Origin of the sequence: Heyndrickxia oleronia (assembly GCF_017809215.1) — a bacterium.
Classification (GTDB): Bacteria; Bacillota; Bacilli; order Bacillales; family Bacillaceae_C; genus Heyndrickxia; species Heyndrickxia oleronia.
Window position 1 is genome coordinate 3715974 of the sequence record NZ_CP065424.1, and the last position, 12803, is coordinate 3728776.

At 35.2% G+C, this 12803-nt stretch carries 11 protein-coding genes, 2 pseudogenes and 1 other annotated feature; of the genes and pseudogenes, 2 read left to right on the forward strand and 11 right to left on the reverse strand.

What is annotated here, in order from left to right; all coding sequences use genetic code 11:
- Positions 1-142: 142 nt before the first annotated feature.
- Positions 143-615: pseudogene (locus I5818_RS18600) on the reverse strand (GNAT family N-acetyltransferase).
- 358 nt (positions 616-973) lie between these two features.
- The gene (locus tag I5818_RS18605) at positions 974-2146 is read right to left on the reverse strand and encodes an MFS transporter (RefSeq protein WP_078111077.1); all 1173 of its coding nucleotides are present in this window, start codon (positions 2144-2146) and stop codon (positions 974-976) included.
- A gap of 578 nt (positions 2147-2724) precedes the next feature.
- On the opposite strand from I5818_RS18605, the gene I5818_RS18610 reads away from it, so the two are divergent.
- Positions 2725-3591: a LysR family transcriptional regulator gene (locus I5818_RS18610; protein ID WP_058006742.1), complete on the forward strand. Its 867-nt coding sequence runs from the start codon at positions 2725-2727 to the stop codon at positions 3589-3591.
- Between the two features lie 471 nt (positions 3592-4062).
- Here I5818_RS18610 and I5818_RS18615 read toward each other — a convergent pair.
- A pseudogene (locus tag I5818_RS18615) lies at positions 4063-4513 on the reverse strand (NUDIX hydrolase).
- A 416-nt stretch (positions 4514-4929) separates the two neighbouring features.
- Positions 4930-5166 (forward strand) — a binding site (T-box leader).
- Positions 5167-5406: 240 nt separating this feature from the next.
- Between I5818_RS18615 and gltX the strand changes: the two are divergent.
- A complete protein-coding gene (gltX, locus tag I5818_RS18620; RefSeq protein WP_078110163.1) occupies positions 5407-7071 on the forward strand; it encodes a glutamate--tRNA ligase in 1665 nt (554 codons plus the stop codon).
- Between the two features lie 300 nt (positions 7072-7371).
- Here the strand turns inward: gltX and I5818_RS18625 are convergent, their stop codons facing one another.
- The 8 genes from I5818_RS18625 to I5818_RS18660 all read right to left on the reverse strand — a co-directional run bounded on the left by I5818_RS18625 (position 7372) and on the right by I5818_RS18660 (position 12623).
- Positions 7372-7941: a GNAT family N-acetyltransferase gene (locus I5818_RS18625; protein ID WP_078110162.1), complete on the reverse strand. Its 570-nt coding sequence runs from the start codon at positions 7939-7941 to the stop codon at positions 7372-7374.
- A 153-nt stretch (positions 7942-8094) separates the two neighbouring features.
- On the reverse strand, positions 8095-8301 hold the full coding sequence (locus I5818_RS18630; RefSeq protein ID WP_071977109.1) for a DUF3923 family protein: 207 nt from the start codon (positions 8299-8301) through the stop codon (positions 8095-8097).
- Positions 8302-8423: 122 nt separating this feature from the next.
- Complete coding sequence (locus tag I5818_RS18635) at positions 8424-8900, reverse strand: hypothetical protein (RefSeq protein WP_078110161.1); 477 nt, start codon at positions 8898-8900, stop codon at positions 8424-8426.
- Between the two features lie 111 nt (positions 8901-9011).
- Entirely contained in the window at positions 9012-9224 is a 213-nt protein-coding gene (locus I5818_RS18640) for a DUF3951 domain-containing protein (protein WP_078110160.1), read from the reverse strand.
- Between the two features lie 289 nt (positions 9225-9513).
- A complete protein-coding gene (locus I5818_RS18645; protein ID WP_078111342.1) occupies positions 9514-9945 on the reverse strand; it encodes a hypothetical protein in 432 nt (143 codons plus the stop codon).
- A 308-nt stretch (positions 9946-10253) separates the two neighbouring features.
- Positions 10254-10676 (reverse strand): VOC family protein, encoded by a 423-nt coding sequence (locus I5818_RS18650; protein WP_078111341.1) that lies wholly within the window; start codon positions 10674-10676, stop codon positions 10254-10256.
- Between the two features lie 255 nt (positions 10677-10931).
- Positions 10932-11387 carry a 2-thiouracil desulfurase family protein gene (locus tag I5818_RS18655; protein ID WP_078111340.1) on the reverse strand — a complete coding sequence of 152 codons (456 nt, stop codon included), beginning with the start codon at positions 11385-11387 and terminating at the stop codon, positions 10932-10934.
- A gap of 348 nt (positions 11388-11735) precedes the next feature.
- Complete coding sequence (locus I5818_RS18660; protein WP_078111339.1) at positions 11736-12623, reverse strand: aminoglycoside phosphotransferase family protein; 888 nt, start codon at positions 12621-12623, stop codon at positions 11736-11738.
- Positions 12624-12803 lie beyond the last annotated feature (180 nt).

Here is a 12803-nt window from a genome sequence, read left to right on the forward strand (position 1 = left end):
TATAAATGGACTGTAGAAACAGTCCATTTTCTTCAACTATTCTGCCCCTTTAGCTCAATAAGCCTTATCATAAAGAAAGAGCACAATTCTTGCTGCAGAATTCAGCCCTATAACGTAATACACATTATATTTTTAGATTTCTTTAATTGAGGGTAAGAATAAACTCCTCCACATCTTCGCCAAGTGCATTAGAAAACCCACTGTCCTCACCAGTAATCATGAATCCACATTTCTCTAGAACCTTAAGTGATACGGTATTGTCTTTCGAGGCACGAGCATAAAGGGGACGAATTGTAATGTGCTTTAGAAATTCCCGTAAAGCTTTTGTTGCGATTCCTTTTCCCCAATATTCCTTTCCAATCCAATAGCTAACTTCTGGTTCTCCGAACTGCTCGAAACATGAAATATGCCCAACCACATTCTTTTCTACAATAATCGTCTGCTTAATAATTTCCCTATCAGTAAGAATTTTGTTCCAGTGTGTAGTGAAGCCATCCCAATCACTGGGGTCTTTGCTCGTAAAGGCAGCCATATGGTTCGCTTCATGGTTCTGTTGTTGCTTGAAAAAATAGGAAGATCATTCTCAATCACATTCCGAAGCATTATATTACTCATCAAACTCCCCCGTTATTTTTTTCAACAATCGGGCCATTTAACGGATTAAGGAAAAGTATTATTAGTGACAAAAAAAGTGGTTTGATCAGAGATTATTTTTGTTCATAAAACGGATTTAGTTTTCTGAGAATCTATTGTAACAGGAACACACGTTTGCTAAAATAAAGTAAATAACAAAATGTAAGGCTCTAGGTTAAAGAAAAATTAGAATCACTCAAGTCAGCTAATTTGGAACTAAGTAACTATCGTCCAAATAACCATCCTCCATTTAGACAAAAAACTGCACCTCGATGGTTGTGTTTAAACCATTGAGGTGCAGTTTTTGCAGACAATGTTTAGGAGGCAAAATTCAGATACCTTAATCCGCTAATTGAATCACCGAATGCCGTGATGCCATGCTGGACAATACAAACGTGGCAATGATGGCGATGACTACTCCGAGTAACCCGAACCAGGTAATGGATGCCAAAGAAACACGGTTAACGATCAGCCCGCCGATTCCTGCGCCGACAGCCATGGCAAGCTGCATCATGGAGCTGTTCAAGCTCAGCATGACTCCCGAGGATTCAGGAACAAGCGAAACCAGGTTAAATTGCTGCGCCGGAGCGGATGACCAAGCGGCAAAAGACCAAAGGATCAAAATGGCGAATACAGCAATGACCGACTGTCCTACGAAGGATAGCAAAATAAACGAAATGACGTGAAGCACCATCCCTGAAACGAGCGTGTATTTGATGCCCCGTTTATCCGCGCTGTAACCGCCGACTTTCGAGCCAATCAAACTGGCAATGCCGAACACGAATAGAGCTGCGCTAATTAATGATTCATTTAAATGAGTCACATCTAGCAAAAAAGGAGAGATGTAAGTATAGGCGAGGGAATATCCTCCCAACCAGAAAAAAGTAATCGCTAAAGCAACCAAAACCTGAGGTTTTTTTAACAAAGCAAATTGTTTGATCAAAGGGACAGGCTTGTCGCCCTGCATACGTGGAATAACCGCAGCAATGACAAGCATGGCCATAACCCCGACAATTGCGATGGCCAGAAATACCGCTTTCCAGCCAAAAGCCGAGGCTACCATTCTACCGAGCGGAACGCCGATGATGAGTGATGCGGTAATGCCCATGGTGACGTTGGCGATGGCGCTAGCCTGCTTACCTGGCGGAGCGATTTTGGCGGCGATGCTGAGCGCGTTAACTGTGACCACTCCGGCACCTAACGCCGTAATAATTCTCGCGGCTATGAAGAAACCGAAGCCTGATAATATAAATGTCAGCAGATTTGCTGCAATAAAGAGGCCAAGCGAATAAAGGAGGAGCTTACGCCGGTCCATTTTGGCCGTCAGCGCCATCAAAATAGGCGTACCAACCGCATAGGCCAGGGAATAAACCGTAATAAGCTGGCCTGCTGCCGCAACGCTTGTTCCCAATGTCTCTGCGATCCGGTCCAATATCCCGGAAACGATGTAATTGGATGTGCCGACTAAAAAGCTGATCAATGCTAGAACGTAAACTTTCCATGTGTTCTTCATAATTCACTCTCCCGATGTGTTTTAAATAGCTATATTTTTAAGAATATCGAAATTTATCTGGCGCATTGTTAGAAGTCCAGTGCTGTCCAGTTCTATAACAAACGAAAAGCTCGCACTGGCTGGTTAATTTGACTTCCAAGATCAGTACGAGCATGCAGATATACGATTGCACTGCCGTATACCAAATGGTACGTACGGTGGTGTAAGCGATCGGCTGCACAACTAAATGGCAGCCTCCTACTTCGTATAATTCCCAATACTTCTCTGCGATTAACTTGGATCATAGTAGGTATCTGGTTTTCCAAAACCGGTAACTATTACTGAACCTACAAATATCCCTTTAGATAAATAAGGTAGACAAACTTTATAAAAATAAAAGATTCCTTGTTATATATAATTATTTGTTTTTTACAACTTTATAAATTTTACGTAACAGCTAGAGCTAATAAAATTCATTCCCCTTAAAATAGTATCCGGATACAATTAGATATCATCCTATTATTCTTGCTGTATATCTGTAGTTTATGTTATATATACATATAACTCAAATACATGTATCGTTATGAGGTGATAACAAAATGGTTATGACAACTAACAATTTAAAAATCTTTATTAAAGTTGCAGACAAAATGAGCATTACAGAGGCAGCAAATGATTTATATATATCACAACCTGCTGTTAGTAAAGCTATTAAAAACATCGAAAATGATCTTAATGTAAAGATATTTCATCGAGATAAAAAAACAGGACTTATACTAACAGATGTAGGAAAAGAAGTATTAGTTCTTGCGAGACAAATGATGAATATTGAAAATAAAATTTTTCAAATTTCAAATAGAGAAAATAACTTGTTTGGTGGAGGAGTAAAAATTGGTTCTTTTCCAGCTGCATCAACTATTTTCCTTTCAAAAGCAATTGCTTTATTTAAAAAGAAATATCCTTTAGTCAGTATCGACCTAATGGAAGGTTCACCAAATCAGATAAACAAATGGGTTGAAGAACGAGTGGTTGACTTTGGAATTGTCTTGTCTCCTGTTGAAGGATATGAATATAAATTTCTTATTCAAGATAAGATGGTTGGGATATTACAGGATCAACATGAAGTGAAAAATAATATAGATTTAATTGCTCACCAGAATAACTTAATATTATGTAAAGCAGGTTACGAAAAAGTCGTATCACAGATTTTTAAAGATAATAAAATTAACTTTGATAATAGCTTTATTGTACAAAACGCTGACACATTAATTAATATGGTGAAAAATGGCGTTGGAATTGGTGTTATGTCTGAGTTTATCTTAAGTTCAATTTCCCACGATTTTGTAAAGTGTAGTATTCACCCTCCAATAGATATGGAAATAGGCTTGATTGCTCATTCTTTTAAAGAATTAACTCCTGCAGCAGCGGCGTTTGTAAACGTTATAGAAAATAATAATATTAATTAACTCAACTTTCGCACCTAGAATATCAGCTAAAAACCTTGAGGGTGTATGAATTATTCAACATATTTATCGTATTGACAAGAAAGATGCGAAAAGTGCAGTCAGTTTATACATTAATATTTCCTCATTATAATGGACCCATAATATTATTAGTACCCGCTATATATTGTTTTACATTAATAGTACATATTTATTCCTAATCATCAGGAATAAATTGGAATTTTAAATATTGAAGTAGATTACCTTAAAGCAAAATTTAGAGAAGAATATATAGAAGATATTAAATAAACAACTAATTTAAGCTGATTTTCCTTTTTAGGAAAATCAGCATTTTTGTATTTTGTGAAATAATTTACTTAAGCTAACTTGCCACTTTAGTCGAATAAGAAAAAGCCACCGAAAATGGCAGCTGGTTCTTAAACTATTGCACCCATTACCCTTAAGTATACTTCTTCACAATTTTGTTATTTCTAATTATGAAAAAGACATTGAATATTGTTTAATAAGATTTTTTATAAGAGGATTTAGTCCTTCTGGTAACTCATTTGCTTTAAAGAACTTTGCTTCAGTAGTTTCTTGACCGTCTGCTTTAAGAACTCCACCTTTGATTTCCTTTGAGATATATGCGATTGTAACAGGATAGAATTCATCACCGTTTGGTAATTTAACAAAATGCTGTTTTCCTGAAAATACGCCTAGCAAATCCAGTTGACCAATTTCAATTCCTGTTTCCTCTAAGACTTCTCTTCTCCCTGCTTCTTCAGTAGATTCTCCTAATTCAATAAATCCACCAGGAACTCCCCAAAGTCCGTCAATTCGTTTTTGTAATAAAAATTCTCCTTTCGTTTATTACAGCTACCGCAACTCCAACTAATATTAAAGGTTGATTTCCAACAACCTTGCGTAAATCTTCAATATATCCCATAGTCTCCTCCTGAAAAACACTTTATTTTTTCTAAGAAACATATTTCGACAACCGCAAATATATCCCTCCTTCTTTCACTAAACTGCCCCGTAAGTCGAATAAGAAAAAGACTATATTTTAACAGCCAGATTTTTAGGAAAGCCCCCCATTAATGTAAGTACATTTCTTCACAAACTTTAATTCAACAATAAATAAAGATGGCAAAAACAATATTGTTATTCTATATATAAAATAAAATATTAGTAAGGTTCATTTTTCATACAGTTCTTCCTCTCTTCACTTGCATCTCTTAGCCTCTACTTTCCACAGTCACCAACCAACGGAAAGTTCTAAAGATGTCGTCCTTTAAGTCCAAATTAGATGTTGACAGCTTAAAAAAAATGTATTAATGTATCACTAAATATATCCACATATTGTAAAATGCAGTGAAGAGGAAGAGTAATTAATCACTCGAATCATAGAGAGCCCATGCTGGTGAGATTGGGCATTCGAGCTTAATGAAAGAAGCCTTGGAGCAGTTGACTGAAAAATCGGAGTAAGTCAACCGGGAAATCCCGTTAAGGAAATGTGCAGTAAAGTAATTATGAGCTGCATAATGAGCGGGTTTTAACCAATTTAGGTGGTAACGCGGAAGTATGCCTTTCGTCCTTAGCAGGATGAAGGGCTTTTTATTTTGTCTCTTTTCTCAAACATTGTTGCAATTTAAGTAAAGTTTTAACGAATAACTATCGACTGAACACGACTACACCTTTCATTTTACTGAGAAAAGTGCTGTAAACTCGATAAGAATCGCTGAATCCTTTATTGGGTGTAAAAGCCTGCAGTTGGGCTTTTACAAAAGCAACAAACTATACGAATACAACCTTTATTTTTAATCTATAGGGGGATATGACATGTCAAATGAATGCATGGCAGAACTATTATTTCCAGATGTTAAACAGTTACCGGCTGATATATATTCACTATATCCGCCAAGAAATTTGTCTTCATATGCTATGGTGACACGTTTTGCACCGAGTCCAACGGGTTCGTTGAATATTGGTGGGCTATACGCAACTTTAGTATCGGAAAGATTAGCCCATCAAAGTAATGGAGTCTTTTTCTTGCGTATTGAAGACACAGATAAAAAACGTGAAATTAAAGGTAGCATCGAAAACATCATTAATTCATTGTTATACTTCGGGATTCGTTTCGATGAAGGACCTACCTTTTCAGGTGACGATATGGGGGATTACGGACCCTATAAACAAAGCTCACGGATACAAATCTATAAGGTATTTATTAAGCATTTAGTCAGAAATGGTTTAGCATATCCTTGCTTCTGTGATACGGATGATTTACAAAAAATAAGAATAAGTCAACAAGACTTAAAAATCACAACAGGTTATTATGGTCAATGGGCGAAACATCGGGATATATCATTTCAACAAGCACAGGAAGAGATTTTAAATGGTCAACCATTTGTTATTAGACTTAAATCTTCGGGTTCATCAGATAGAAGAATAACGTACCATGATTTAGTAAAAGGCGAGATTGAGTTTCCTGAAAATGACCAAGATATCGTAATTATGAAAACGGATGGTTTACCAACATATCACTTTGCGCATGCCATAGATGATCATCTGATGGGCACAACCCATGTTATTAGGGGCGATGAATGGCTTTCTTCAGTGCCGATCCATATTCAGTTGTTTGAAACCTTGGGTTTTAGATTACCCCAATACGGTCATATTGCTCCAATCATGAAGCAAGTTGGAGCTTCTAAGCGGAAATTTAGTAAACGAAAGGATCTTGATGGTACCGCTGAGTATTACAGAGAACAAGGGTATCCAGGAATGGCAATAAGTGAATACTTCATGAATCTCATCAATTCTGACTTTGAAGAATGGAAGATGACAAACCCTAATAAAACATTTAGAGACTTTTTTATCTATCCTTGTAAAATGAATGCCAGTGGTGCTTTATTAGATATGAATAAACTAAGTGATGTCAGCAGGGATGTTATCTCTAGGCTCACTGGTAAACAAGTATTTGATTATTTATATGATTGGTCAGAAGAATTTGATTCTGAGTTCCATACTTTAATAGACAAATATCAGGAATACACAGTAGACATTCTAAATATAGGTCGAACAATTGAGAAACCAAGAAAGGATTATTCAAAGTGGTCAGATGTAAAGCCAATGATTGATTTCTTTTATGATGAATTGTTTGAAAAGGATGTCTTGAGTGGTTATAAGTTACCAACAAATGTAAGTTTTGATATTGCGAAAGAAATAGTACTAGGTTTCAGCAAAACTTATAGTTTTACTAATGAAAAGGATACTTGGTTCCATAATATTAAAGTACTTGCAGATGAGCTCGGATTTGCAAAGGATATGAAAGAATATAAGGCCAATCCTAACAATTACAAAGGACATGTTGGTGATGTAGCGATGGTAATTAGGGTCGCTCTAACTAACAGAACTAATACACCTGATTTGTTTGATATTATGAAAGTAATGGGCGAAAAGAGGGTTCTTTCAAGATTGCGTACATCTTTCGGACATTCTATTTAATCAACTTAAAATCATATAAAAAAATGACCGGACTTCTCTTTTCCGGTCATTTAGCTATATTTACATAGCAACATCTTTTATATTATCCACTATCTTCACCTTAAAGTTTATACTATTTGTGTTACGGTCACTGGTTTTGGTGCATAAATGAATGATTACCTATATGCCTCGTGTGCTGAACAAAAGTTAAAAACCAATCTTCAACAAACCTGGCCCCTATAATTCAAGTGATAATCTTTACAAATTTTTGTGTAGGAAAAAGACGCTTTCTTTACTCAAGCTTCTGGATATTTGTTTTTATTAAGGGTCGAGACGTTGAAAGCTTACATTTCTTTCCGAGATATCCTTTCTTTCTACTATTGATTTTGTTATTTTCTCATCTAGATTTTTAATTGCCAACATCGAATTATCCTGAATAATGCCTGTATCTACAAAACCAAATGAAGCGTATAATGTTTTAGCTTTGACATTACTTGTTCGATAAAAGAGGCTTACATATTCTGCTTCCCCATATGGCATAGTTTCAATATCCATCAACATTTTTTCAAAGGCAAGTTTGCCATATCCTTTCCCCTGATAACTCTTATCAATCATAATATGCCATATAAAATAGCTCTTCTTACCGTAAAAAACTTCATTTTCAAATGATTCATGGTCCAACGTATCATAAATGTACATCAAAAATCCAACCGCAACTCCATCGACATAAACAGCAATAGGATTCGCTGGTATCCCGTCTGCGTTCAACATATGAGCGTCTGCAAAGCTTCTGAGGTTAGTAGTTTCTATGTAGTCCTCCTGGTTTTCTTCAACTTTAAGTGCTATTATTTCATCTATGTTATCCCCCGTTATTTTTCGTAATTCAATCATTTTTTTATATCCTCTCCTAAGACAGGCCACTTCCACACATGGCCAAAAACATTCCAAACATCATTTCCATAATTCGCAATATAGGGTACATAAAATATACACCAATGCTAACTCTTTTTATCCATTAGGATAGAAAAAGGATGTCTATGATCGTCATATTCGTTTACGAACAAAATAAAACCAGATTAGTTGTATGATAAGAATAAACACAAATGCAACACCTAAAATTATAAATGTAATAATTCTTATTTCAGGAGTTTGAACAACCCCGGCTCCATCTACATGTCTTGTTCCGATAATGATAGCAAGTATCGAGAAAATTACTAACCAAAAAACATTTGCAACCCACCAGAGCTTCATCCGTTTCTCCTCCTTCCGCCATATCCAAATAATATATATAGTAATACGGAAAAATGAGATATTAGTTCCATAATTTGTTTATAACTTATTAAACAAACCTGTCCCCCTTAGTTTAAGAAGGATTATTTCATTTCCTTAATATCTATTCCATTTGCTGGCTTGTCAGTAAATGCAAACCATACCTTTTTTTGAGGACTTACTTGTACTAGCTTTGCAATTTCATCTTGAACAACAACTTCTTTAGTATTTTCATCACTATTAACAACTGCAGTAATATAAAATGGTAAACCCATTTCGGCTGTTGCTATATAGCCACCATCTTGAATGTCAATAGAACCTGAACCTGTTACCCATTTCCATTCATTATCTTGTTTGTTTTCTATAAATCCTAAATTTAATGTTTGCTCTTCTTCATAGAAGACAATTATTATATTGTCCTTAATTTCAAAGTGCCAAATAGAATTAAAAGGGATTTCGTTCTCATTCATAATATCTTTGAACTTCGCTTCTAACGATTGTGTTTCATTTGAAGAACATCCCCAAACACTTATGCTTAACAATAAAAACATCGTGAAAATAGATAGTAGTTTCCTATTCATAAACTCTCTCCCCTCTCTTCAATTCTTCTGCCCTTATAGCACGAAAAGAAAAAGCGATTCTTTATAGAGAATCGCATCCTCAACTAAATATAACACTATATAACTTAAGCATTAGACAGTTTTATCATTCTCTACTTTTTCATCGTATTGGATAATGTGCTTAGTGTCTTCTGTTGGACTATCATGTTTCACATCGATTTTGTTTCCCATTGTTATGTCATCATATGGTGTATATCTATTTGACGATGATGAGTTCTTCTTATAGATTCGATAAACTACGTATCCAATTACCAAAATAACGAATAAAGTATAGACATAAGCCATTAAACCATCCCCTTATAAACTTAACTTAATTACTTATGTATTCTTATAATTTCTATAAAATTCCTTCTTTCACTAACTGCCCCTTTAGTTGAATAGAAAGTGCTTTACCACTTATTGTAGTAAAGCACCCGTAGAGCAGTATTATATTATCAGTTGTTTAACATGCAAAATAAAAAAAGGTGAATTTGAATTTGCTCAATTTCACCTTTTTCACTATTTGAAGAGTAATGTCCCATTATCAATATAAGTCTATGTTTAATTTTATACGTATACGAACTTGCCAAATTCACTACTGAAAATTTATTTTTATTTTTTCATCTTCTTGCTCATCACCATGAATGATTATCTCCACATGTTCATCACCATCCCATTGAACGGTGAAATTATCCGGATAAAGAGTTGCACCTCTATTTTGTATAGTATACTCTTTATATTTATCTAAATTCCCTACTTTTCCATAATAGATTCTAACTGGGGCATTAAATGTAAATAGGTTAGAACCACGAACCTGTATATGAATTTGATTAATATGGTTGGGTGAATCTTCTAAAACAATGCTATCTAGTTGTTTAAATAATGAATAATTTACTTTCTTCATTCCATAGAATAAAAGAGAACAAATAGCAATCACAAAGATAATAACAAAAATAATCATAGTTTTTTTTACCCGCTTGACCATTTTATTAATCCTTTCCTGCTCTTTTTCTTCTTCTTGAGTCACAATGATCACCACCAAGAATAATACCATATACTTACTAGCCTAATAAGCCTTAACAATTTGGTCCTTAACATAAAGAAAGAGCACAGAATTGCGCCCGATTGTTGAATAACGATCTGCTTCAATTAGCTAGTTTAATGGAATAACTAAAATATGATATAAACCTTATAACCAATAAATTTCTATTAAACTAAAAGCTCCCTATAGTTTAAGTTTTTTTCTTCACAACAAACAGTTCTTTTTACGGGAGTTGCACCACTTTCCTCAATAAGAAAAGAGCTTTCCAGTATTTAAGAAAGCTCCAGTTTATTCTACTTAATTCTTTGAGCAATGGGGTGATCAACATTTAGTTGCAACAAATCCCACAAATTCCCATATAAATCCTTAAACACTGCAACTATTCCATATGATTGCTCTTTTGGTTCTCTCTCAAATTCAATTCCTTTTGATTTCATATCGTTATAATCTCGCCAAAAATCATCAGTATTTAAAAAAAGAAAAACTCTACCGCCCGACTGATTACCAATAAAGGCTTCCTGCTCAGGTTTAGATGCTTTAGCTAATAAAATTGTGGTTCCTACTGAACCAGGAGGAGACACCACTACCCAGCGTTTGTTTTGTTCTGGTTGATAAATATCTTCGACTAATTCAAAATTTAGCTTTTTTGTATAAAACTCTATTGCTTCATCATAGTCTCTTACTACTAATGCGATATGAACTATTGATTGAATCATCATTGTCTCTCCTATTGTTATAGAATGATAGTCATTTACAAGATTCACTTGAGATTAACATGTTATACAACAATCTGGCCCGATTGCGGAAAAAAGCTAATAACAATTGTTCAATTAAGCTACCCCGTTAGTTGAGTAAGAAAAAAGAGCTGTGACCATCACTTGATCTTCAACTCGTGCCACCTTTTGTTTAAGTACAATATTTCACAAACTCTATAAAACAAACAATATTAATATACCAATATTAGTCAGGAACTAAAGAGTAGTTGCAAATAGTTCTTCTGAAATTACTTTTATTCCATTTCTTTTTAGTAGAGCTGAAGTGACTCCCATCCCCATAATTTTTTTTCCTGTAAATTCACCGTTATATATGGTTAAACTTCCGCAAGATGGGCTATTTTCCTTTAGAACCACCAAAGTCGCATTTAATTTTTTAGCTTGTTTTAGCGTAGAATATGCTCCTTTTATGTAAAGTTGGGTAACATCTTTACCTGATTTTTCAACCACCTTAGCATTTCCATCCAGTACATCTTCTCCGTTTCCACCAATTATCTCAGCTGGTTCTCTAGGCGTTGAAAACCCTCCAAGTAATTCTGGACATATTGTAATAGCTTTATTTTCTTCAACCAATTTTCTTATTTTATCATTTAAACAATTTGTCCCATTATATCTCACATCTAACCCTGCTAAGCAGGAACTCACCAATATCATATATTAACCCCTTTCTTCAAAGGTCTTCTAATTAAATTCTACCAAATATTTTCTTGTTCAACTGCCCTTTTAGCACAATCAGAAAAGGGAATTGCCGCAGCCATTTCTTCTTTTACAAAAGCATCCGTTAGTTGAAAAAGAAAAGTTGCTTATTCAACTATCGTTCCCGATTACTATATGTATGAGTGGATTTATTTCAGTAAAATCCCTTTGTCTGGAATAAGTATAAAAAATAACGTTTTCCATATCCCTTTTAATTCTCTTGATATATTAAATAATCCTGGAACGCCTTATTTGGGATAAAGAAAAGAAAGCCCTTTTTTCACTTTGGCTTTCTTTTCTTTATCTTTATACTCCTTTTTTGTAATCCTCAAGAGCTTCTTCAATTAAGCGTCTGGCAATACCAGCGAACACAGGATTACTGATTTTGTAATACGGAAGAGCGATAAGCCCTACTGAGAGTGCCCAACCTCGTCCGCGTTCCCAGGTTGCCTCATCAACCGATAGTTCTTTACGCAATTTTTCACGGGTTTTTACTGAAAGCAGACTCCAAGCAAATAACCAGTCACATGCAGGGTCTCCAATACCAAGCCCGCCAAAATCGATGATTGCACATAACCTGCCTTGATTTATAAGCAGATTCCCCGCTAAGAGATCTCCATGGATCCATACTGGATCCTTTCCCCAAATTGGTGCCTTTAGTGCAGCCTCCCACGCTAATGTTGCTAAGTTGGTATCAATATCATTTTGTAAATTTGCAATAGCCTCTCGAACATACTCATCCCTCATTGCAAGAGGAACTCCACGCCAGAAATTATGATCCCCTGGTGTCGGTCCACCTGATGGATCTATTCTCTGTAAAACTTTCACACATTGACCTAAGTCAATAGCCACCTGATATGGATCATCCATTCTTCCCGTAATCGCGTCTTCGCCATCAATCCATTTATAAACAGACCAATGCCAAGGATATTCTTCAATCGGGTTACCCAACGCTATCGGTGTAGGTACAGAAACCGGTAGGTGCTTTTCAATGAACGGCAGCCATTGATACTCCTTTTTAATCTGTAAAGATCCACCTTCGTTAGAAGGAAGTCTAACAGCCATATTTTTACCGAGTCTATAAATTATGTTATCCGTTCCACTTGAATTAAATCGATTAATAGGGAGATCTGCCCAATTAGGAAATTGTTCAGATATTAATTTGTGTGCAAAAGACAATTTTGTTTCTTTCATTTGAATGCCCTACTAACTTAAAGGGGGAATCGCAGTTTAGGGGCTAGTTAGGCGATAATCCCCTTTAATGTGTTATGCCCCATCTTAAACATTGCTGTGGACATGATAAACAGCACCTCCAATTAATAGTTATAGTTATAATAACACACTGTTTTCAGAATCAAAATAATTTTTACAATA